At 32.8% G+C, this 22823-nt stretch carries 19 protein-coding genes and 1 pseudogene; 2 read left to right on the top strand and 18 right to left on the bottom strand.

From position 1 onward, the window contains the following. Window positions 1-47: 47 nt before the first annotated feature. From QWZ06_RS05080 to QWZ06_RS04995, 18 genes and pseudogenes are all read right to left on the bottom strand, one after another. Window positions 48-788 carry a glycosyltransferase family protein gene (locus tag QWZ06_RS05080; protein ID WP_290296154.1) on the bottom strand — a complete coding sequence of 247 codons (741 nt, stop codon included), beginning with the start codon at window positions 786-788 and terminating at the stop codon, window positions 48-50. Window positions 789-1098: 310 nt separating this feature from the next. Continuing rightward, window positions 1099-1659: an oligosaccharide flippase family protein gene (locus QWZ06_RS05075; protein ID WP_290296153.1), complete on the bottom strand. Its 561-nt coding sequence runs from the start codon at window positions 1657-1659 to the stop codon at window positions 1099-1101. Further along, window positions 1659-2399 (bottom strand): oligosaccharide flippase family protein, encoded by a 741-nt coding sequence (locus QWZ06_RS05070; RefSeq protein ID WP_290296152.1) that lies wholly within the window; start codon window positions 2397-2399, stop codon window positions 1659-1661. Before QWZ06_RS05070 ends, QWZ06_RS05075 begins: the two co-directional genes overlap by 1 nt. Before the next feature lie 9 nt (window positions 2400-2408). Further along, on the bottom strand, window positions 2409-3524 hold the full coding sequence (wecB, locus tag QWZ06_RS05065; protein WP_290296151.1) for a non-hydrolyzing UDP-N-acetylglucosamine 2-epimerase: 1116 nt from the start codon (window positions 3522-3524) through the stop codon (window positions 2409-2411). Between the two features lie 46 nt (window positions 3525-3570). Continuing rightward, window positions 3571-4860 carry a nucleotide sugar dehydrogenase gene (locus QWZ06_RS05060; RefSeq protein ID WP_290296150.1) on the bottom strand — a complete coding sequence of 430 codons (1290 nt, stop codon included), beginning with the start codon at window positions 4858-4860 and terminating at the stop codon, window positions 3571-3573. Further along, window positions 4861-7271, bottom strand: a pseudogene (locus tag QWZ06_RS05055) (GumC family protein). 8 nt (window positions 7272-7279) lie between these two features. Beyond that, window positions 7280-8098, bottom strand: coding sequence for a polysaccharide biosynthesis/export family protein (locus QWZ06_RS05050; protein ID WP_290296149.1), 819 nt, complete (start codon window positions 8096-8098; stop codon window positions 7280-7282). A 45-nt stretch (window positions 8099-8143) separates the two neighbouring features. Next, a complete protein-coding gene (locus QWZ06_RS05045; RefSeq protein ID WP_290296148.1) occupies window positions 8144-10072 on the bottom strand; it encodes a polysaccharide biosynthesis protein in 1929 nt (642 codons plus the stop codon). Between the two features lie 307 nt (window positions 10073-10379). After that, the gene (locus QWZ06_RS05040) at window positions 10380-10844 is read right to left on the bottom strand and encodes a regulatory protein RecX (protein ID WP_378171018.1); all 465 of its coding nucleotides are present in this window, start codon (window positions 10842-10844) and stop codon (window positions 10380-10382) included. Window positions 10845-10894: 50 nt separating this feature from the next. Continuing rightward, window positions 10895-12160 carry a serine hydroxymethyltransferase gene (glyA, locus tag QWZ06_RS05035; RefSeq protein ID WP_290296146.1) on the bottom strand — a complete coding sequence of 422 codons (1266 nt, stop codon included), beginning with the start codon at window positions 12158-12160 and terminating at the stop codon, window positions 10895-10897. Window positions 12161-12312: 152 nt separating this feature from the next. After that, entirely contained in the window at window positions 12313-13215 is a 903-nt protein-coding gene (locus tag QWZ06_RS05030; RefSeq protein WP_290296144.1) for an NAD(P)/FAD-dependent oxidoreductase, read from the bottom strand. Window positions 13216-13365: 150 nt separating this feature from the next. After that, a complete protein-coding gene (locus QWZ06_RS05025) occupies window positions 13366-14403 on the bottom strand; it encodes a cytochrome-c peroxidase (RefSeq protein ID WP_290296143.1) in 1038 nt (345 codons plus the stop codon). Between the two features lie 228 nt (window positions 14404-14631). Then, on the bottom strand, window positions 14632-16149 hold the full coding sequence (locus tag QWZ06_RS05020; protein WP_290296142.1) for a glycosyltransferase family 39 protein: 1518 nt from the start codon (window positions 16147-16149) through the stop codon (window positions 14632-14634). 176 nt (window positions 16150-16325) lie between these two features. After that, the gene (locus tag QWZ06_RS05015) at window positions 16326-17084 is read right to left on the bottom strand and encodes an efflux RND transporter periplasmic adaptor subunit (protein WP_290296141.1); all 759 of its coding nucleotides are present in this window, start codon (window positions 17082-17084) and stop codon (window positions 16326-16328) included. Beyond that, window positions 17081-17536 (bottom strand): efflux RND transporter periplasmic adaptor subunit, encoded by a 456-nt coding sequence (locus QWZ06_RS05010; RefSeq protein WP_290296140.1) that lies wholly within the window; start codon window positions 17534-17536, stop codon window positions 17081-17083. Before QWZ06_RS05010 ends, QWZ06_RS05015 begins: the two co-directional genes overlap by 4 nt. A gap of 99 nt (window positions 17537-17635) precedes the next feature. Further along, complete coding sequence (locus tag QWZ06_RS05005; protein WP_290296139.1) at window positions 17636-18907, bottom strand: ABC transporter permease; 1272 nt, start codon at window positions 18905-18907, stop codon at window positions 17636-17638. Window positions 18908-19000: 93 nt separating this feature from the next. Next, window positions 19001-20233: an ABC transporter permease gene (locus QWZ06_RS05000; protein ID WP_290296138.1), complete on the bottom strand. Its 1233-nt coding sequence runs from the start codon at window positions 20231-20233 to the stop codon at window positions 19001-19003. 85 nt (window positions 20234-20318) lie between these two features. Next, window positions 20319-21008, bottom strand: coding sequence for an ABC transporter ATP-binding protein (locus QWZ06_RS04995; RefSeq protein ID WP_290296137.1), 690 nt, complete (start codon window positions 21006-21008; stop codon window positions 20319-20321). A gap of 424 nt (window positions 21009-21432) precedes the next feature. On the opposite strand from QWZ06_RS04995, the gene QWZ06_RS04990 reads away from it, so the two are divergent. Together QWZ06_RS04990 and QWZ06_RS04985 are read left to right on the top strand one after the other, a co-directional pair. Beyond that, a complete protein-coding gene (locus QWZ06_RS04990) occupies window positions 21433-22407 on the top strand; it encodes a ribonucleotide-diphosphate reductase subunit beta (protein ID WP_076352612.1) in 975 nt (324 codons plus the stop codon). Window positions 22408-22510: 103 nt separating this feature from the next. Next, window positions 22511-22801, top strand: coding sequence for a hypothetical protein (locus QWZ06_RS04985; protein ID WP_290296131.1), 291 nt, complete (start codon window positions 22511-22513; stop codon window positions 22799-22801). Window positions 22802-22823: the final 22 nt, after the last annotated feature.

The following is a 22823-nucleotide window of genomic DNA, read 5'->3' as shown; positions in this document are numbered from 1 at the left end:
TTAAAAAATACTTTTATACCTTAAAAACTCCTCGTATTATTTTATAACTAAACTGCATCAAATAATGGCAAATTAAAAACATTTGTTTGCTTCAATTTATCAATAATTCCCATATTTACTATACTTTTCTTTGGCTTTAGTTCTTTATTAATTTGTTTGTAATCTATTCTATCATATCCCAAATCTTTAAAATCACCAATATTATCCGATAGCACAATAGGAATAATACCATAACACATATATTCAATAATCTTTGTAGGGCATGCAACATTATTAACGATAATGTCATCTCTCAACACAAAACCATAATGAGCTACCTGATAATAGTCCTGAAGCTCAGATGGATGTACAGAGGCAACTTTTATTTGTTCATTATCATCAAGGCCATGTTTTCTTAACAAATCTATCATTCCATTTTTATCACCAGTAAGAATTGTATACTCAAAGTTATAAAATAAATTTTCTTTAATAACAGTAAGCATTAAATCTACATTTTGCCATTTTTGAAGATTTCCGCTATAAATAATTTTAACTTTTTCACCATTAGAATTATTTACAATCTCATTTTGAGAAATTGTATTTAGGTTATTGGGTAGAATCGCATATTTAAAATATTTTGCTTTCACATTAGGGTATTTTCTTTTATAGTAATTGGACAGTTGATCTGTTACTGAGACCACATAGTCTAATTTTCTATAAATTCTTCCTTCTATAAGACTAAATATTTTACTTAATTTTTTTTTCCCTGTTAATTCCAGTTCTTCAATCACAACTCCATGCAAATCCAATGCATATTTATTTTTAACTAGTAAAATAAATAAAAAGGTATATAATGTATTGAATAAAGATTGTATATAGACTAAGCTTGATTTTTTAAAAAGATTATATATAAAGAAGAAATGAAGAAAAAAATTACATTTTATAAATGATGATTTATCATCTATCTTATGTACATCTTTATTAAAAAAATTAAAAAAAGAAATCAAAAGATAGACTCTTTCTTCATTTTCAAATAAGAATCTATATTTATAACTCTTTGAAAGAAGCCATCTTTGAGCTGCTTCTCAGTTAAGGGATATTCTGATAAAAAAAGTATCATTATAAAAATCTTTTAATATATAAAAACTGAACTAATGTATGGGAAATATAGCTTATCAGATAAGCGAGGGAAATCCCTACAGCACCCCACTGATTAATAACAATGAAAATGTAACTACAAATAATAAGAATTATTGCCCACAATAAATTTACAAAAAAGCCCAGCCACATTTTATCTTGGCTTGCAATTGCCTGTCCAATCACATTATTAATTGCGATTAAACCTGTAGTAACAAACATTATAATTAATGGTAAAAGAGCATCAGAATACTTATCTCCGTAAAAATAAATAATACCTGGTGACATTATAACTAAAACTATTACAAAGAAAAAAGCAATATAAAAGTTTAGCTTTATGTTTCTTATATAGATTGACTTATATTCCTTTTTATCTCCCAAACTGGATGAGAGTAATGGCAAAGCTATTTGGCTCAATGCTGCTGGAATAAATAATATTGTATTTCTCCATTGATTGGCAATATCAAAATTAGCCATCTGCTGATAACCATTAATCTGATTTACCAATAAATAATTACAATACCAAGTCACTGGTCCTACCATTAACCTGCTAATATTGCAGGAAGGCTGAATTTCCATAGTACATGAACCTCGTCAAAATTACGTTTGCTAAAAATCTGAATATTATATTCTGAGAAAAAATTAGTTTTTAAAGAGATAAAATTGAGCAAAAATAAAATAACAAAATTACTTCCAAAGGCAATAGTAATTAATTCTAAATCCCCATACACAGAAGCAACAATCATAAAAACAGATGAAATAACCCCTGCAATAGCACTATTTATTGAAATGACTTTAAATTTCTCTAGTCCTGCTAAAATTCCATTTTGAATCCCATTTAGAGATGAAAAAAATAAGATAAATGAACTGATCCTTATTTCTGGAAATAATGCAGGTGCATTTATTTGTTTCGCAATTTCTTTAGCAAAAACAAAAACTATAATTGAAATGATTATACTAATAGTGATGGCAAAGAAATTGGAAAGTCCTACAATCTTTTCAACTTTTGATGGATTTGTTACTTTATACTGAGAAATATATTTTGTTGCTGTAATTCCTAATTCCATGCCGGCAAACATTGCAAACATAAGAATAGTAGACTTAATAATTCCAAATTGACCATATTCATGTTTATTTAAATATTTGGCCATCAAAATTGTCGCAACTAATAATATTGCTTTGGATAAAATATTACCACTTAAGATCCAGAAGCTATGACTAAAAATACGTTTGTTAAGATCTGATTTAAGTAAATCATTAAATTTTTGTTTTAAATTACTCATTAACAAAATTTATAATGATTTAATATATTCTACGATTCTTTTACAAGCATTTCCATCGCCATAAGGATTATGTAATGTACTCATTTTTTCATAAAATTCTAAATCATTTAAAAGCCTTTGAGTTTCGCTAATAATCTTATTTTTATCTGTACCCACTAAAATTACAGTTCCTGATGCCACTGCTTCAGGACGTTCTGTTGTATCTCGCATTACAAGCACAGGTTTTCCAAGGCTAGGAGCTTCCTCCTGAATACCTCCTGAATCAGTAATAATAAGATAAGAACAAGTCATTAACCAAACAAAAGAAGGGTATGCCAATGGTTCTATCAAATGAATATTGGAAATTCCCGAAAGTATATCATAAACAGGTCCTTTCACATTAGGATTAAGGTGCACGGGATATATAATTTGTACATCTTCATTTTTAAGGGCTATCTCTTTCAGTGCTTCACAAATATTGATAAATCCATTTCCATGGTTTTCTCTACGATGTCCGGTCACCAATATTAATTTTTTATTGGGATCTACTATTTTTTTTAAAGCAGTTATCTCAGAATTCTCTAAGGTCTGAACTTTATCTGCCGATTCTATAAGCGCATCAATTACTGTATTACCTGTAATTAATATTTTATCTTCTGCTATATTTTCAGCTAATAAATTCATTTTAGAGGACTCGGTAGGAGCAAAATGATATTCAGAAATACGAGCTGTAATTTGCCTATTCATTTCTTCAGGAAAAGGAGAATGTTTATTATGTGTTCTTAATCCAGCTTCTACATGGCATACTTTAGCTCCTGAATAAAATGATGCTATACTTGCCGCCATTGTTGTTGTTGTATCACCATGTACATACACAAAGTCGGGCTTAAAATCCTCTAACACATTTCTGAGTTCAGTAATGATATCCGCAGTAAGTGTATGAAGATTTTGATTAGGCTTCATAATATCTAAATCATAATCTGGAGTAATTGTAAAGAAATTCAAAACCTGGTCTAACATTTCTCTATGTTGAGCGGTAACACAAACCTTAGTTTCAAAAGTAGATTCCTGTTGTAACTGCTTCACCAAAGGAGCCATTTTTATAGCTTCTGGACGAGTTCCAAAAATGACTAAATTCTTCTTCATTATGAATGTTTTTTATTTTGTTTGAATATTGTTTTTATAAGGCGTATTAGAGTCTAGCATCCACTAAGCTTCTATCTAAACAAGCTTTTGCATCAAAAACTACTGCGTTATCTTTTTTCAATTTCTGAATATCCATTTCCAAAAATTCATTATGTGATACCGCTAAAATAATAGAATCATACTTCTTATTTTCAAGTTTTGCTAAAATATGAACACCATATTCATGCTCTACTTCTTCTTTATTTGCCCATGGATCATAAATGTCTACATTAATTCCAAAGTCGATTAATTCTTTATAAATATCAACCACTTTTGTATTTCTAACATCTGGGCAATTTTCTTTAAAAGTAACCCCTAAGATTAAAGCTTCAGAATTTTTAATAACTCCTCCTTTCTCAATAAGCAGCTTCACCACCTTTGATGCAATAAACTTTGCTATAGAGTCATTCACACGTCTTCCAGATAAAATTACATCAGGATGATAGCCTAGTTGTTCTGCTTTATGCGCTAGGTAATAAGGATCTACGGAGATACAATGACCACCTACTAATCCCGGCTTATACTTTAAAAAATTATACTTAGTTCCCGCTGCTTCTAAAACATCATGGGTATCAATACCTATTCTATCAAAGATTAAAGCAAGCTCATTAACAAAAGAAATATTAACATCACGCTGTGCATTTTCAATTGCTTTTGAAGCTTCTGCAACCTTTATACTGGACGCTTTATGAGTTCCTGCTGTAATAATTTTTTTATATAGTTCATCTACTTCTTCTGCAATTTCTTCAGTAGATCCTGATGTTACTTTTTTCACACTTGTAAGTGTATTTACTTTATCTCCAGGATTAATTCTTTCTGGAGAATACCCTACAAAGAAATCTTTATTAAATATAAGCCCTGAATATTTTTCCAAAACAGGAACACATTCTTCCTCTGTACAGCCTGGGAAAACGGTTGACTCATAGATAACAATATCTCCTTTTTTTATAATCTCTCCAAGCATTTTTGAAGCAGAGATCAAAGGATGTAAATTAGGCGCATTATATTTATCAATAGGCGTAGGAACTGTAACTATAAAGATATTGCAATCTGATATATCTGATAGTTCACTCGTAGGATTATATCCTATTTTCCCATGGGAAGATGTATAACTACTCAATCCTTTTAAAAGCTTGTCAGGATCAGCTTCAAATGTTATATCATTACCATTATTAAGTTGGCTAATTCTTTCAGTATTAATATCAAAACCAAAAACAGGGTAATAGTTTGCAAATTCCAGAGCTAATGGTAACCCTACATATCCTTGACCAATAATGGCAATTTTATAAGCTTTCATCTATTTTGTGAACAGGTTTTTAATTTTTTGAAATAGGCTTTTTTCTTCTACATTGTTATATCCATAGCCATATTTGTTACTGTAACCTAAATTTTCTCTACTTACATCATTTAATACAAACCCTACATTATTAATTTTTTTCTGGTCGATATTATTGTTTGCAAATTCAGTCAATGCTTTTTCTGTATACTTAGATCTTGATACATATAATGTAGCATCCGCAAGTTCAGCAATCAGGAACGTATCAGTTACTAATAATAATGGTGCTGTATCTAAAATGATATAATCATATTTCGTTTTAAGTTCATCAAGGAGTATTTCATAACGTCCATTAGACAATAACTCAGTAGGATTAGGAGGTATCATCCCTGAATAAATAACATCAAGGTATGGATTAAAAGTTGAAACATGAATAACATCTTCTAGTTTTGTCTTATCCGAATAAAGATATTCTGTAAGTCCCATTAATCCTTTTCTCGCAGGGTTATATCTCTGTAACTGAGGATTTCTAATATCTGATCCTATGATAATTACTTTTTTCTTTGGATTAGCCAATGTTAAAGCCAAGTTTACAGAGGTAAAAGTTTTCCCTTCTCCTTTTACAGTAGAAGTAACAAAAATCACTTTTCCCTTGCTCTTAGTTTTAGGAAGCATGAAATTCATATTGGTAATCAAAATCCTAAATGCTTCTGCCATAGGCGTAATATCATTCATTCTAACCACTTCAGAATCTCCTTTTTCAAGGCTTGGCAATTCTGCAATTACAGGAGCATGGATCAATTTCTCCAAATCATGTTTAGTGGTAATCTTATCGTTCAGTAACTCTATTAAATAAATGATAATAAAAGGAATAACTAGTCCTATAAGGAAAGCTACAGCTAAAATTATATTTTTCTTAGGAGCAACAGGAACATTAGAAGCATATGCTGTATCTATTACTCTAGCCTTAGGAGCTGTGATAGATTGTGCGATTGCAGTCTCTTCTCTTTTTTGTAGTAATAAAAGGTATAGATTTTCTTTAATTTGTTGTTGTCTTTCAATACCTCTGAATATTTTCTCTATAGATGGTAACTTCGAAATCTTACTTGAAACCTTATTTTGTTCTCCTACATATTCATTTCTTGCAAGTTCTAAACCTGTTTTATTTCTTTGTAGACTTTGCATTATTGAAGTACGCATTGCATTAATTTGCTTCGTTACATCAATAACGGCAGGGTTTTCTGTTGTTGCTGATTCCAATAATCGATTTCTATGTATAATCAGTTGATTATAAGAAGTAATTCCTGCTGTAGCATCAGCATTATTAAGCCCCACATTAGAAGGTAAAACCTGATACTGTCCTTGTTTTGATACAAAATTAACTAAAGAATTTGTAAGTTCAAGTTGAGCATCCACCTCCAATTGTTTTGCTCTTGCTTCTGCTGAGCTTTGAAGATTAATTTTAGCTTCAGTTTCAAGATCTGTAAGATTATTTTGTGATTTAAAGCTTTCTTTCTGATTTTCAACTTGTCCAAGTTCTACAGACAATTTTTTAATTCTATCTTCGATAAAATCCAGGGTCTTTTTAGACTCTGAGTTTTTATCTACAATGGCATCCATGTTGTATGCTATAATCAACGAATTAAGAATATCCTCTGTTTTACTAATTTGTGGATATTTCATTTCCAACTTCACAACTGTAGCATCCTTGTTTACCAAATTAACCTCAAGATCAGATTGTAAGCTATTGGTTTTAGTTTCAATTGACGAGATAAACAGTTCCAAATTCTTAACATCTATATCTTTAATAGATGTTGGATCAAATTTTTTATTCTTAACTATAATAATGTTGGCATACGGGAGACTGATTGTTTTCCCAAATCCTGAAATGATCTGTTTCTCAGGCTTGTTCAAATTCAGCGTTAGCTTATCTCCTTCAATATTCAACTTTACAACTCCTGTTTCAGTGGATGATACAAAGTCTTTCTTTTCATTGATAACTTTTACTTCAATAGGAGAAGTTTCTTTGTAAAGTTCGAAATTTCTCACTTTACCTTTAGCAATGATATTAGTTTGAAGATTCTGGCTAATGACAACATCTCTCATTAGCTTTTTAGATTTTAGTATTTCTATTTCATTGGCAATACTATTGGTTTTCAAGCCACCAAAACTAGATAAATCAGGTAAAACACCTAAATCTGTAGGTGAAACTGCAGGTGAAGAACTTTTAGCATCTTTTATAAGAACTGTTGTCTGAACGTTATATATAGGAGTCATGAATTTAGTGCAACAAACCCAATTATAACGGCTATAATTGATGTTACAATGAACCATGGCCATCTTCTTACATATGGTTTAATAATTTCTTTTATATCTAAATTATCAAGGATACTTTTCTTTTCTTCTGATTGGTGAAAACTCTGATTGTCCATTAATTATTTTACTTCTTGATTAAACTTACGACAACTGCTACTGCGGTAATAGCAATAGAAGCTGCAGTTAGGTAAAGTCCTGTGTTAGGATTTTGTTTCGCTGTAAGATCTTTAGTATTGGTAGATGCCACTATGATTGCATCTCCTTGTTTAAGATGATAGTATGGTGAGTTGATCAAATTAGCATCTCGTAAGTTTACTTTTCCATGGGTAACCTGACCATTTTCTGTTCTGACAACCAAAACATCATCTCTTTTTCCATACATCGTAAGATCTCCTGCTAGTCCCAATGCATTTAAAATAGTCCCTTGCCCATTAGATATTACATAATCACCTTGTCTATTTACCTCTCCCAAAACCGTAACTTTGAAGTTTACTAATCTAACATTAACTGTTGGATCAATAATGTATTTAGTCATTCTTTGTTTAAGTTCTTCCTTGAACTGAACTAATGTTTTATCTGAAGTATCTATTTTTCCCAAGATTGGAAAATCTATATTACCATTAGCATCTACAATATAAGTAGGGCCTGAGACCGTCACCATACCTTGGTTTGGTGTATTTCCTCCTGCCAATGTATTACTTTGTACAAGTTCTGATGATGAGTAATTTTGATTAAACGGTCTTACTACATCCATATCTTTTGCTGTGATCAAAATAATCATTTGATCACCTGCTTGTATTGTAGGTTTAGAATTTTTTTCTGATGCTTCTATAGCAACTTTCTCTATATTTTGCATATAGTTCAAGTCATTTGGCCTAGTTTGGTTTACTTTACAGGAAACTAGTGTTAATGCCAAAAATATTGCCAATATTTTTCCCTTCATATTTTTTAAATTGTACAAATATACATTTATATTTTTCTTCTTTTCTTACTTATCCAGAACCTCATAAATAGAATTATTACTTCTAAATTCAGGAACTATTAATTTCAAAATTTTCACAACCTCTACTTTCTCTTTCATAATAGAAGCTTCTGTAATGAGATGGATCAGATTATCTATTTCTTCAAAGGACATTGCCGGATCTTTGGAGATCATAATTTTTTCATTGTGTGTAGGAAGAGTTTTTGCATTATCACTTAGCAACTCTTCGTATAACTTCTCTCCGGGTCTCAATCCGGTGTAAATAATTTTTATATCAATATTAGGCTCAAATCCTGATAATTTTATCATCCTGTTGGCTAAATCTAAAATCTTAACAGGTTCGCCCATATCAAAAACAAATATTTCACCTCCTTGCCCCATGGTTCCAGCCTGTAGAACAAGTTCACAAGCTTCTGGAATTGTCATAAAATACCTAACAATATCAGGATGGGTTATAGTAACAGGGCCACCTGCTTCAATTTGCTTTTTAAAATGAGGAATAACCGAACCGTTTGATCCTAAAACATTTCCAAATCTGGTGGTAATGAATTTTGTTATATTTCCTTCGGCATGTTGCAGAGATTGTACAAATAATTCGGCAGCTCTTTTTGATGCTCCCATTACATTTGTAGGATTAACGGCTTTGTCTGTAGAGATCATTACAAATCTATTCACCTTGTATCTGCTTGATAAAAGTGCTATATTCTTTGATCCCAAAACATTTACACGAATCGCTTCATTAGGATTATCTTCAACCAACGGCACATGTTTATAAGCTGCTGCATGGTACACCATTGAAAAATTATAGGTTTGAAATAACGTTTCCACTCTATTCATATTGGATACGTCAGCCAGAACAAACTTAAACCTTATATGAGGAAATTTTTCCTTCATTTCAAGTTCAATGTCATATAATGGAGTTTCAGCCTGGTCAAGAACAACAATTAAGGACGGGGTAAACTGAGCAACTTGGCGAACAATTTCGCTTCCGATAGAGCCAGCACCGCCTGTTACCAGTACATTCTTACCAAAATGCCTGCTTTTAACTTCCTCATTTTCGATTTTAATTGGTTTTCTATTAAGTAAATCTTCAATTTGAAGATTTCTTATTGAACCACCTAAATCACTATCTCTTAATTTTTGAACGGATGGAGCTTTGAATACATTCAAATCTTTTTCCAAGAATAAATTAACCCAAGAGTTCATTTCATCCTTAGCCATCATTTCTTTTACAATGATTACTCCATCAATAACAAGATCATCTTTAGTACTATTTTCAATCTTTTCTTTTCCATAGATAGGCTTACCGAGAAGCGAAGCTCTTTTAGAGTCAGTTCTCTGGGTCAAAAAGCCAACCACCTGATAAGGTAGATTAGGATTATCAAGAATAGCTCTTGCGATAGCAATAGATTGCTCATCAATTCCAAGTACTAATATTCTTTTTTTCAACGCACTTCTTCTATATTCTCTTACAATGTGAAAAAATTCCTTCACATATAATCGGAATAAAAACAATCCCATAAAAGAGATTACAAAGTACAAAACAAGATAAGGAGTTAGAATAAACTTTCCACCTGTTGTCCAAAAATAAGCCACATTGATTGTAGCAACAACAAACATTGTACAGAAACATGATATAAGAAGCTTAAACAAATCTATAAAGGTAGAGTGTCTTATAATCCCCGCATATGTTTTAAATATATACATAAAGAATGTATTTACCATAATAATAAAAGCAAACACAATGCTTTTATCTTCATGATAAACAAATTCCTTTTGGGTAATTTTTTCTATAATGTAAGTAGAAAGAAATAAAGATATAACCAGAATAATAATATCTATTACAAGTATTATCCATCTAGGAAGATATCTTACGTCTGAGAGATTGACAATATTATCCCCTCCAAATATTTTTTTTCTAAGAGAATTGTACATTGTCTATATTTGTGTCCATATTTTTAATTAGTGTAAGATCCAATTATCCACCAATGATAATTTCGATACAATTATGCAAAAATAAAATAAAATTCTATTCCGTTACTGAAATCAAAAATAAATTTGATGTTTAACTATTTTCTGAAATTATTACAAGTCAGTCGATAGAGCAATTGATTGACAAAAATCATACCATAAAAACTCAGCAGAGGGTGAAATTTACAATCAATACACTCTTCTTTATAAAAATTTATCTTTCCTTTTTATCAGTTCTAAAAACAGCTAGTCTTTTTAATTTATCAACATTTCAGTCAAAAATATCATTTATTTTCTCATATTCAAAGCCTCTACTCATCAAATATTTTATGGTCTTTGATTTTTTCTGATATTCCTGAAGTCCTTTTTGTTTGGAAGAATAATCTTCATAAATCCTTGTGATGGTTTTGATATAATCGTCTTCATATATTTCATCAAAACACATACTGATCAGTTTATCAGAGATTTGCTTCTGTTTAAGATTCATTTTAATCTTGTTTCGCCCCCAATGTTTGATGTAAAACTTGCCTCGGATATAACTTCTCGTAAACCTTTCTTCATTGAGATAATTCTCTTTCATAAGGTAAAGAATAATTTCTTCTTTTGCTTCATCAATCAGCAAAAATTCCCTCATTTTCTGTTCCACTTCGGCATGACATCGATCCTGATACACACAATAGCTTACCAGTTTCTGTTTAATTTCATCAAAAGTAAAAGATTTCTTTTCCATATCAATAAAAAAAGAATGAGCTCTCGCCCATTCTTTATCTTATATTATACTATATATTAATAGTTGAATAATGCTTTTCCTTCCATTAATTCATTAACATTCTTTCTTACAGAGGCAAGAACTTCTTCATTTTTGATATTATCCACTACTTCAGAAATCAATCCTGCAATAGTTTCCATATCGTTTTCTTTAAGTCCTCTTGTTGTAATAGCAGCCGTACCTAGTCTGATACCAGAGGTTGTAAATGGAGATTTGTCATCGAAAGGAACCATGTTTTTGTTACATGTAATATCAGCAAGTACTAATGCCTTTTCCGTTTCTTTACCGTTTACACCTTTATTTCTAAGATCAACCAACATCAGGTGGTTATCTGTACCTCCGCTTACAATATCAAATCCTTTGTCGATCATAGCTTTTGATAATGCCTGAGCATTAGCTTTAACTTGTTTTGCATATGTTTCGAATTGACCATCCAAAGCTTCTCCGAATGCTACTGCTTTACCAGCAATTACGTGCTCTAACGGGCCTCCTTGAATTCCTGGGAATACAGCTCCATCCAATACCTGGCTCATCATTTTCGTTTCTCCTTTTGGAGTTTTGTGACCATATGTATTTTCAAAGTCTTTCCCCATCATGATCATACCCCCTCTAGGACCTCTTAAAGTCTTGTGAGTAGTAGTCGTTACAACGTGACAGTGCTCAAATGGTGAATTCAATAATCCTTTAGCTACTAAACCTGCAGGGTGAGCAATATCAGCCCAAAGTGTTGCTCCGATTTCGTCTGCAATCTCTCTGTATTTAGCATAATCAAGGTCTCTTGAATAAGCAGAGAATCCTGCAATCATCATTTTTGGTCTTTCTCTTAAAGCAACTTCTCTCATTTGATTGTAATCAATAAGGCCAGTTTCTCTTTCTACTCCGTAAGAAACTACTTCATATTGAATTCCTGAGAAGTTCACTGCAGAACCATGAGTAAGGTGTCCTCCCATTGAAAGGTCCATTCCCATGATTTTATCTCCTGGTTTCAAAACTGCAAGATAAATGGCTGCATTTGCCTGAGATCCGGAATGTGGCTGAACGTTCACATAGTTTACTCCGAAAAGTTCTTTTGCTCTGTTGATGGCTAATGTTTCAACCTCATCTACCACTTCACACCCTCCGTAATATCTTTTCCCGGGATAGCCTTCAGCATATTTATTTGTCAGTACACTTCCCATTGCTTTCATCACATTTTCAGAAACAAAATTTTCTGATGCGATAAGTTCTAACCCATGGGCTTGTCTTTGTCTTTCCTTTTCAATCAGGTCGAAAATAATATCCATTTTACTTTTAGTTTTTGAAATTTTTCACCCCAAATGTACGGAATTTTCGTTGAGATTTTAGTATTGACAAGGATGATTTTTAAACACTAAACAATGAAAAGACGGAAAAACAATCAAATCATTTATATCCTCAGATTGTATAAGGTAAATCTTTAAAACTCCTCTTCAGAAAGCTCTTTATTCACAACAGCTCCTGCTAAATTACCTTGTGCAACGGCATTGGCTACAGACCTCATCATCGTTACATTATCTCCACAAGCGAAAACTCCGGGAACAGACGTTTTCTGCATAAAATCTGCTTTGATAAATCTATATTCTGTTAACTCACAGCCTAATTCTGACACATCAATATTCTGCTCAAAAGGAATTTTTGCATACAAGGCTTTTAAAGGCACAACGCTACCATCTTTGAAAATTACTTTTTGAATATACCCATTTTCATGTTCAATCTTCTCTATTTCTTCTTCATTAAGATTGATCTTATTCTGTTTTAATTTTTCAACCTGTTCATGGGTAAGCTTTGTTTTCCCATTAGTGAATAAGGTGAGCTCTTTTGTCAAATTAAAGACCAACTTTGAAAATTCAAAAGCTAAGTCACCGTCTGCTAAAATGCCTGTTATTTCATTTCTTACTTCATAACCATGACAGTAAGGACAATGGATGACAGAAATCCCCCAACATTCTGAAAATCCTGGAATATCCGGCATCATATCTTTTACTCCGGAAGCCAAGATGATTTTTTTAGCATAAAACTCTTCACCGGAAGACAATTCAACACGAAAAACATCTGCATTTTTTTCTATTCTTATCACTTTACCATCATAAAACTGAACCGTCTTATATTTTTCAATATCTTTTCTGGCTAGCTCTGTAATTTCTTTTGGAGTCTTCCCATCATGAGTAATAAAATTATGGGAATGTGGAGTCTGTCTGTTACATGGTTTTCCATGATCTATAATCAACACATTTCTCAAAGATCTACCCAATGCCATTGCTGCAGATAATCCGGAGTAACTCCCTCCTATGATAATAACATCCATTTTTTTGTTTTGCATACTTTCTGTCGAGATATAATTTATTGATATACAAAATTACAATAAAAATCATTTAACGCAACTTTATTGCATTAAATAATTAATAAATAAAAATGATTCCTGAACATCTGAATTCAGGAATCATTTTTGACAAAATATCTGCTTAAAAGATTAGGGTGCTTTTGCTAATTCAGGATTAACTTCACCTTTTAATGATTCAAAAAAAGCATATATATTATCGACTTGTTCTGATGTTAATTCTTTATCCAATTGTATTTTCCCCATTATCCTGATGACTTCCTTCAAATCTGTAACGCTCCCATCATGAAAATAAGGTGAGGTTTTAGTAACATTTCTCAAAGACGGAACTTTAAACATATATTTTTCGGCCTCGTTTTTACTAATAACCGACTTGCCTTCATCAATTTTAGTACTTTTAGTTTCCTTCCAATATTCTTTATATACTCCGAATTTCTGAAAAGAATTACCTCCTAAAGCCGGACCAGTATGACAAGTAATACATCCCACATCAATAAAGTCTTGAAGTCCATGTTTTTCTTTATCCGTTAAAGCATTATTATCTCCTTCAATGTATTTATCAAAACGGGAAGGAGTTATTAGCTTTCTCTCAAATGCTCCAATTGCAGTGGTAAGATTTTCCCAATTGATAGGACTCTTATCTTTTGGAAAAGCAATGCCAAACATTTTTTGATACTTTTCACTTTTCTTAAGTCTTTCAATAACAAAATTCTCATCAGGAATTCCCATTTCTATGGGATTTAGAATAGGTTTGCCAGCTTGTTCTTCAAGAGACTTTGCTCTTCCGTCCCAAAATTGTGCTGTATGAAGCGCTGCATTCAAGGTAGAAGGTGAATTCCTTACTCCTACAGAACCTTTAGCATCTCCAGGAGAAAAAGCTTTATTATCCACTCCGTAAGTGTTTAGATTATGGCACGTATTACAACTTTGGGTTCCATTCTTTGAAAGAATAGGGTCGAAATACAATGCTTTTCCCAATAGTACTTTTTCGTCACTTATAGGGCTAATTTTATTATCCACGAAGCCAGGTAAAGCACCAAATATAGCTTTTGCTTTATTTTGCAATTCGGTAAACATAGGGATTAACGGAATATCGGTTTCAGTCTTCTCTTTATTTCCCTGGCATGAAGATAATATCAGAAGACCCAATATTAAAATTAGATTTTTCATATTATGTTTTTAGGTGAAATTAAAAATAATAAAACCTATTCACAATATTAAATCAAAGCTAAAGGATACAACAAATCAGAAATAAATAATATATAAAACGTACTATTCTCAACAACATTCATTGATCATAAACGGCAAGAATAAACTATTCTAAAAATTACCCTGACTTAAGCATTTTTTTTTTCACATCTCTTAAACCTATTAGACTTAACTACAGCTATATGTTCGTTAATTTCTACTTTTCACTTCATCTATTTCATTCTGAATCCTCTTTCGTATATCAATTTTAGCATCTTCAAAGCTAAAAATAACAGTTCCTTTTTCTCTTGCATATGGATTAGTAACAGAATCAGCCAGTATCGAATGTTTGAAAAAAGCGCCCGTCTTTTCAAGTTCATCTTCTGAAGAGTCTTTAGCTCTAATTAAATTTTTATACTTCTTGCTTAAATCCATCCAATTGATATAATCTGCATTGAATGAAACTGCTTTTACTCCTTTTTCCGAATAAAAATTAATGGCTCCGGCCTGCCCATAATTATCACAAAGTACTAAGGTGTTTCCAGATTTTGACAATCGGGAATATTCTTTATCTACCTTTTGAGCTAATTCTTTCCAGCCCAACATATCTGCAAAATCCTGGGGCAAAGAATGATCTTTACCATCTTCCCAACGCAAAAATCCAAATTTCTTATAAGAGTCTGGATTCTGAACTATAGATTCCGGAGGTTTATTAGGAAATGCCAGATTGTATATCGGCAAGAACAAAATAATAGGATGTAAAACACAAACTGGTTTGAGAAATCTTTTCCATCCGCTTTTTAAAATATCCTCAAGGTAAACAGCTCCAAACCCTATATAAATAGGATAAATACCTACTGCATAGTAATCTTTTGCCCTAAAAAACATAAATATAGAGAGGGTGATCACATATCCCCAGAAGAAAAATCTAATTTTTTCAAAAGACTTGTAAAACAGTAATGCATAGAATCCAAATAGAATAACAAAAGTTACTCCAATAAAGAATAAAAGCTGTGATTTCAGAAAGTCAAACCTATTGACATTTACTAACTGGTATTCGGAAAGCTCTTTCATGTGATGAACTACCGGAAAATTATTATTATACTGCCAGATAAGATTGGGAAAAATAATCACTAAGGCTAAAAGTGCAGCACCATAAGTATGTGGATTTGTAAAAACTTTTCTTTGCTTCGTTATTAAAAGAGCTGGAATAAATCCTAATGCAAGAAAAATGATATTGTATTTATTCAATATTCCAATCGCGAAAATGCAACCACCCCAATACAGCCAACTTATTTTTTCTGTATTGACATATTTTATCAAAATATAGAAAAAGGAGGTCCACAATAGAACATCTAATGAATTGGGCTGATACAACATGTTCAAACGAAGTAATGAGGAAAACAATAGTCCCAATGATGCCAGAAGACAAGCAAAAAGGCCACCTTTTAATTCTTCAATAGCCTTCCAGACAACAACCATTGTTAATGCTCCGAATAAAGCCGGAAAAAATTTAATCCAAAATACAGAATCACCCAATGCCTTTATCAACCATGATATCCATGAACTTACAGGAGGAACTGAAATATAGCCCCAGGCAAGATGATTCCCTTGATCCAGATGCAAATATTCATCTCGTTGCAGATCGTATTCAGGACTTATCAGCGAATATTGAAGAATAAATTTGACAATGATAAAAATAATAAGAATAAGGCTGCTTTTCTTCATGGTTATATTTTAAAACTAAAAATAAGACATTTTAAACTTCTGATCTATTACATTTTAAAGATGAAAAAATATTAGAACCTATATGCTGGGAGATATAATACCTTTACTATTCTATAAAAAAATCCCGAAGAATATCTCTCCGGGATCTAACAGTTTAAAATGTATAGTGTAGTTTATTATTTTGCTTTTGATTTTTCTTTCAACTCTTCTTTGTCTTTATCAGATGGGTTCCACACTTTTACTTCAGTGTCTTTAGTAATATCTGATCCCGGAAGAATCTGAACGTTGATTCCGTCACTTGCTCCAAGTTTCAAGTATACTTTCTTAAATTTCCCGTCTTGTTGCTTAACTTCTACAAAAGGAACATCTTTTCCTTGTTTCTTTTCATATTGAACTAAAGATTCATCCAGCAACAAAGCATTTTTCTGAGAACTTAATACAATCTCTCCGTTAGCAGAGAATCCTGCTCTGATATATTCGTTGTTAGGATTTTCTACGTTTCCTTCTACCGGAAACTTAATAGTTCCTGCATTATCCTTTCCTTTTGGAGCAATCATCGTCAGTTTTCCAGGGAAAGTTTTGTTTTGCAAAGCACCAATTACAATATTCATATCCATTCCTTGCTTTAATTTTCCTGCCTGAGCTTCATCGATCTCTCCTTTAAAGATAAGAGAATTTAAGTCTGCCACTGAACATATTGTTGTTCCGGCATTGAAGTTATTTGCTTCAATTACCTGGCTTCCTAATTTCACAGGAACCTCCAAAACAGTTCCTGAAGCTTTTGAACGAATTTGTGTTGTTGCCAGTCCTTGCCCTTGAAGTTCAGGAGTCGCTCCGGTTTTTGCAATCTGTAATCTTTTTTGTGCTGTGTTCAGCTGTTGCTGAGCATTTTTAAGCGTCTGCTGTTGAGAATAAAGTTGTTGCTGGGAATTCAAAAATCTTGTTTAGAAGCCACTCCTTGCTTATACAGTTTATCCTGTATTTCAAATTGCTTCTGCATATTTCCGACATTCATCTGGGCATTACTAATCTGAATCTGGGCATTCTGAACTTCTTGCTGCGCAGCATTCACCTCAGAAATACTTGGTACAATTCTCACTGTAGCAATCAGCTGTCCTATTTCTACTTTATCTCCTTCTTTTACTAATATTTTATCAATGATCCCTGTAATATTGGGTTTAATTTCAATTTCTTCCTTTGGAACAATTTTTCCGGTGGCCATTACCTTATCATCCATATTTTGGATACTAGGTTTACGGGTAAGGAAAGCCTCGCTTTCTTTGGAGTTTGATTTTACAAGATAACCAATCCCGGAGAACAATGCCACTGCAAATAAAAGCCCCAAGACTATATAAATGGCTTTTTTCCAAGTGAATTTCTTTTTCATATGTATAGTTTATTTTTTATTAAAAGATTGAATGATTTAAAAATTAAAAGATGTTTCCTTTTTATTTTCAAATTTCCAAATTATTTCATTTTCAAATTATTATTCTGTTCTTAATGCTTCAATAGGTCTAATTTTTACCGCTCTTTGTGCAGGGATCATCCCGATAATCAATCCTAATATTACCATCACGGCCATGGCTGCAAATACATTTCCATAGTTCACTGTTGGATTATAAAAAGGAAATGTATCCTGTCCCTGAGTGGCTATATTTAAAATCATCAGAACAAAGATTCCGAACATAAATCCCAGCAACCCGGATGAGAGTGTAATTACAACACTTTCCAGCAGGATCTGGTTTCTTACTTCGGCTGGCTTTGCACCCAATGCTCTTCTGATTCCTATTTCTTTGGTTCTTTCTTTTACGGTAATCAAAAGAATGTTTGAAATAGCAATAACACCCGCCAGAATGGTTAATGTTCCCACAATGATGGTTAAAAGCTGCATCCCTGTAAGAAAGCCCGTTAACTTTTTAAACTCTTTTGCCACGTTGGCACTCCCAAAAGCATTGGTATCATCAGGTGAAACTTTATTTTTTGCTTTTAAGATTTGCTTGATCTGATCTTCCAGATTACCAAGATTAGCATTAGGTTTCCCTACAATAGCGAATAAGTCTACCTGCTCGCCTGCATTATACATCTTAGTATAGGTGGATAGCGGAATAAAAGCACTCTGATCATTTTCAAATCCTCCGCCTTTTTTTACTCTAAAAACACCAATAACATTAAAAAATAACCCTTTGATATTAATAGACTTCCCGATAGGGTTTTCTTTTTTCTTGGAATCAAAAAGGTTCTTATAGATCTCTTCTCCAATGACCACTACATTTTTATTTCCTGAAACGTCTGCATCATTGATATAGCGTCCATAAATAAGTTTTTTTTCTGAGATCTTATTTCCTACTGAGTAATCCCCTGTAAGAGCATAGGTAGCACTTTTCCCATTTCTCGCCATTGATTCTCCTGGTGTTCCGGTGAAACTTCCTCTTGCGTTTTGGGGCGATATATAATCAATATCAGTCAATTTCTTTTTCAGCATTTCCATATCAGACAAGTTCAAATGAACTTCTCTTCCTTTGGGAAAACCTTCATATGGAATAGATGTCTTCTGTGCCCACATGAAAATGGAATTGGTAGCAAACCCGGAAAATAATTTATCAAAACCATTCTCCATTCCCTTTGCCGCCCCAAGAAGGCTCACATATAAAAACATGCCCCATCCCACTCCAATCATGGTAAGAAATGTACGAAGCTTATTATTTCTCAATGAATAATAAATCTCCTGCCAAGTATCTTTTTTAAATATGATATTCACCTCTTTGAGTTATAAGTTATTAATAGTTGTAAAAGGGTAAACAAGCTAGCTGCTTTTATTACTCCATTTTCAAATTATTTTATTTTCAAATTGTTATTCTGTTCTTAGCGCTTCAATCGGCTTAATTCGTGAAGCCCTGTAGGCCGGAACAAATCCTGCAACCAACCCTGAAAAGACTAATGCAATAAATGCCATAACGATTGATCCCCAACCAACACTTGGATTTTTAATAAAAAACTCTTCAAGACTGTCGCCAATCAGGCTTAATGTTAAAACTCCTATTCCAATTCCAACAAATCCTGAAATTACTGTAATCACAACACTTTCCTGAACAATTAAAGCAACAATTCCTGCCGGTTTGGCTCCAATAGCTTTTCGTACTCCGATTTCTTTGGTTCTTTCTTTTACGATATAAACCATAATGTTACTGATCCCGATAATACCTGCTAATAATGTTCCTAACCCAATAAAGCCTACAATTGCAGTAAGAACAGCCATAAAAACGAAAGTATCATTCATATTTTTGGCATTATTCCATACACGAACTCCATTTTCATCATCAGGAGAAACTTTTTTTCTTGCTTTTAATTTATCTCTCAGCTCGTCTCCATATTTAATGGCATCCTGAGGATTAAGTAGCTTATCATTATAAGCTATATAAATTGTATTGACTGTATCAGAACCTTTTTTCATCTGCTGCAAAGTACTGATCGGCACAGTAATATGTCTTTCGTCCCTGTCTCCGCCATCATCCGAAAATACCCCAACTACTTTAAACATTGTTCCGTTAATATCCAGTTCTTTACCTATAGAGCCTCCATTTTTAATAAGGTCTCTCTGAACCATTCTCCCAATAACAGCAACATTTTGCTTTCTCGCCAAATCAAAAGAATTGATATAACGCCCTTCAACAAGCTTTCTGTTTTCAATTACCTGTTCTCCCGGCTCAGCACCATGAACCTGATAAAGCCCGCTTTCCTTCCCATATTTCACCATTAAATTGGTAGCATATCTCGGGCTGGCTGCGCCTACTTTTTCTTTATCTGTATTCACCAGGAAATCATAGTCATCATTATTCATACTTACAGCTCTGTCAGACTGTAATCCTTTATAAGCTAAAGTTGTTTTTCCTGTATAAATGGTAATCAGGTTTTTGGCATCTCCTGCAAACCCTTCTGAGAAAGCATTTTGAAGCCCTTGTCCTATTCCAAAAAGTACAATAAAAATAAACAGTCCCAAAGCTACCGTAAATCCCGAAAGTACCGTCCGAAGTACATTACTACGGATAGAACTGAATATTTCCTGCCAACGATCTAGGTCAAACATTTTTATTAATATTAAAAGATTGAAAAATTAAAAGAACAATATCATTCAATTTTCAAATTATCTCATTTTCAAATTTTCAAATTATTTACAACACGATCTGCTTAATAAACTCATCACTTTCGATGATACCATCCTTCAGTACTACATTTCTTTTCGTTTGTGCCGCTACATCAGGTTCGTGAGTTACTACAATGATTGTTTTTCCTTCATTATTAATATCCTGAAGAAGTTTCATAATATCATGAGTGGTCTTTGAATCCAATGCTCCGGTAGGTTCATCCGCCAATACAACTTTTGGATCAGTAATAAGAGCTCTCGCAATCGCTACTCTTTGCTTCTGCCCCCCGGAAAGCTCATTAGGAAGGTGGGTCGCCCATTGTGCAAGACCTACTTTTTCCAGATATTCTAATGCTTTCTGATTTCTTTCTTTTCTGGGTACATTTTGGTAATATAATGGAAGAGCAACATTTTCCAGCGCAGTCTTATAATTGATAAGATTAAAGGACTGAAAAATAAATCCTAAAAACTTGCTTCTATATTCTGCTGCCTTTACTTCTGACAAATGCTCAATAGGAACACCATCCAATTCATAGGTTCCTGAATCCTTTTCATCCAGAATCCCAATAATATTAAGAAGGGTAGATTTTCCTGAACCGGAACTCCCCATAATGGAAACAAACTCTCCTTCTGAAATATTCAGATTAATCCCCTTCAAAACATGAAGCTTGCTTTTCCCTGTATCGTATGACTTATGTAAATCCTGAATTACTAACATTAAGTGATGTATGTTTTATACCCAATAAGTAGATGATATTTTCAAATTGTTACAAGAATGAAAATTTATTCAAATATTTTTTTGTTTAACCCTTTAATGCTTTATTTAAAGCACATTAATAAATTTTGTTTAACTGTAACTGAAGTTTTCCATGTATTTATCCCCTATATCCCCCTCTAGCCTATTATTTGTGCCCGTTTCATGTAAATGTGGAAAACTTTTACAGCTAAAAGTCAACCTATTAGTATTTACCTCTTTCAAAATCAGTTCTTTTTTTCGAACTTTGTCAATAGATTCTGATCAGAAAAGAAAACTTTTCTTGTGAATAACTTAAATTCACAACCCACACAAAAACAAAAAGTTACACCTATTCTGAACATTATCCACAGAGATCTGAATTATTTAATTATAAAGATATTTTAATATGGGAATTTTTGATAAGAGAGTAAGCTATAAGCCATTTGAATACCCAGAGGTTCTACAATTTGTAGAAGCCATCAACAAATCGTTCTGGGTACATTCGGAAGTGGACTTTACTGCAGATGTACAAGATTTTCATTCGCAGTTGGAACCACATGAAAAGCATGCTGTGAAAAATGCGCTGTTAGCCATTGCACAGATCGAGGTGTCTGTAAAGACATTCTGGGGGAATTTATACAACCACCTTCCGAAACCGGAATTCAATGGATTAGGATCTACTTTCGCAGAATGCGAGTTCCGTCATTCTGAAGCATATTCCCGTTTATTGGAAGTACTAGGATATAATGACGAATTCCTTAACGTTATTGAAATCCCTGCTGTAAAAGGTAGAATTGAGTTCCTTGGAAATGCTTTAAAGCATGCCAACTCTGCTACTCCTAAAGAGTACGTTTCAGCATTATTGTTATTCAGTATCTTAGTAGAAAACGTTTCTCTTTTCTCTCAGTTTGCCATCATCCTTTCTTTCACAAGATTTAAAGGGTTTATGAAAAATGTTTCTAACATCATCGCATGGACTTCTGTGGATGAGCAGATTCATGCTAACGCAGGAATTTACCTGATCAATAAAATCCGTGAAGAACAACCAGACCTTCTAACTGAAAGCGATATTGAAGATATTTACACCCTTGTAGACGAATCTATCGAAAAAGAAGGTGATATCCTTAGCTGGATCTTCGAATTAGGAGAAATAGACAACGTATCTAAAGAAGATCTATTGAATTTCATGAAATATCGTGTAGATGACAGCTTGAAGAAAATCAACATGAAAACAAGATACAACATCACTCCGGAACAATACAGACCAATGGTTTGGTTCGAGGAAGAAGTTTTTGCCAATTCATTAGATGATTTCTTTGCAAAAAGACCTGTGGATTACACGAAACACGATAAAAGTATTACAGCGAACGATTTGTTCTAATGTAAGGGCGCGAGCGAAGCGAGCGTCAAAGCAGATAGTATTAGCACATTTATTTTCCGAAAGGAAAGTGAGCTTTTAAATCAAGATAAACACAAATACAACTATGATTAATGTAATAGTAAGCTATACCGTAAATCCTGAATTTGTTCCTGCAAATAAAGTCCATATTCAAAAGTTTTTGAATGATTTTAAAAATTTAGATCAATCAACATTTGAATATAAGGTTTTTGTAAAGGAGGATGGTGCTACTTTTCTACATTATTCAAACTACATTAATGAAGAAGTTCAGCATGAAGTTTTGAATGTTCCGTCTTTTAAGGAATTTCAAAGATTGAGAGATGAAAGTGGACTGAACGACTCTCACAAAGTAGAACTTTTACAATCAATAATATAAAAAAAACGAAATTCCGGAGTGA

Origin of the sequence: Chryseobacterium tructae, assembly GCF_030409875.1 — a bacterium.
GTDB lineage: Bacteria > Bacteroidota > Bacteroidia > Flavobacteriales > Weeksellaceae > Chryseobacterium > Chryseobacterium tructae.
The sequence above is the reverse complement of the archived record's forward strand: the minus strand, read 5'-3'. Positions and strand labels throughout refer to the sequence as shown.

What these genes read in the sequence shown, in the direction of transcription:
- wecB (WP_290296151.1), bottom strand. Translation starts at nt 3,524, where the DNA reads ATGAAGAAGAATTTAGTCATTTTTGGAACTCGTCCAGAAGCTATAAAA.
- QWZ06_RS05070 (WP_290296152.1), bottom strand. Translation starts at nt 2,399, where the DNA reads ATGAGTAATTTAAAACAAAAATTTAATGATTTACTTAAATCAGATCTT.
- QWZ06_RS05010 (WP_290296140.1), bottom strand. Translation starts at nt 17,536, where the DNA reads ATGAAAAAGAAATTCACTTGGAAAAAAGCCATTTATATAGTCTTGGGG.
- QWZ06_RS05060 (WP_290296150.1), bottom strand. Translation starts at nt 4,860, where the DNA reads ATGAAAGCTTATAAAATTGCCATTATTGGTCAAGGATATGTAGGGTTA.
- QWZ06_RS05045 (WP_290296148.1), bottom strand. Translation starts at nt 10,072, where the DNA reads ATGTACAATTCTCTTAGAAAAAAAATATTTGGAGGGGATAATATTGTC.
- glyA (WP_290296146.1), bottom strand. Translation starts at nt 12,160, where the DNA reads ATGGATATTATTTTCGACCTGATTGAAAAGGAAAGACAAAGACAAGCC.
- QWZ06_RS04995 (WP_290296137.1), bottom strand. Translation starts at nt 21,008, where the DNA reads ATGTTAGTAATTCAGGATTTACATAAGTCATACGATACAGGGAAAAGC.
- QWZ06_RS04990 (WP_076352612.1), top strand. Translation starts at nt 21,433, where the DNA reads ATGGGAATTTTTGATAAGAGAGTAAGCTATAAGCCATTTGAATACCCA.
- QWZ06_RS05075 (WP_290296153.1), bottom strand. Translation starts at nt 1,659, where the DNA reads ATGGTAGGACCAGTGACTTGGTATTGTAATTATTTATTGGTAAATCAG.
- QWZ06_RS05030 (WP_290296144.1), bottom strand. Translation starts at nt 13,215, where the DNA reads ATGCAAAACAAAAAAATGGATGTTATTATCATAGGAGGGAGTTACTCC.
- QWZ06_RS05000 (WP_290296138.1), bottom strand. Translation starts at nt 20,233, where the DNA reads ATGTTTGACCTAGATCGTTGGCAGGAAATATTCAGTTCTATCCGTAGT.
- QWZ06_RS04985 (WP_290296131.1), top strand. Translation starts at nt 22,511, where the DNA reads ATGATTAATGTAATAGTAAGCTATACCGTAAATCCTGAATTTGTTCCT.
- QWZ06_RS05025 (WP_290296143.1), bottom strand. Translation starts at nt 14,403, where the DNA reads ATGAAAAATCTAATTTTAATATTGGGTCTTCTGATATTATCTTCATGC.
- QWZ06_RS05050 (WP_290296149.1), bottom strand. Translation starts at nt 8,098, where the DNA reads ATGAAGGGAAAAATATTGGCAATATTTTTGGCATTAACACTAGTTTCC.
- QWZ06_RS05020 (WP_290296142.1), bottom strand. Translation starts at nt 16,149, where the DNA reads ATGAAGAAAAGCAGCCTTATTCTTATTATTTTTATCATTGTCAAATTT.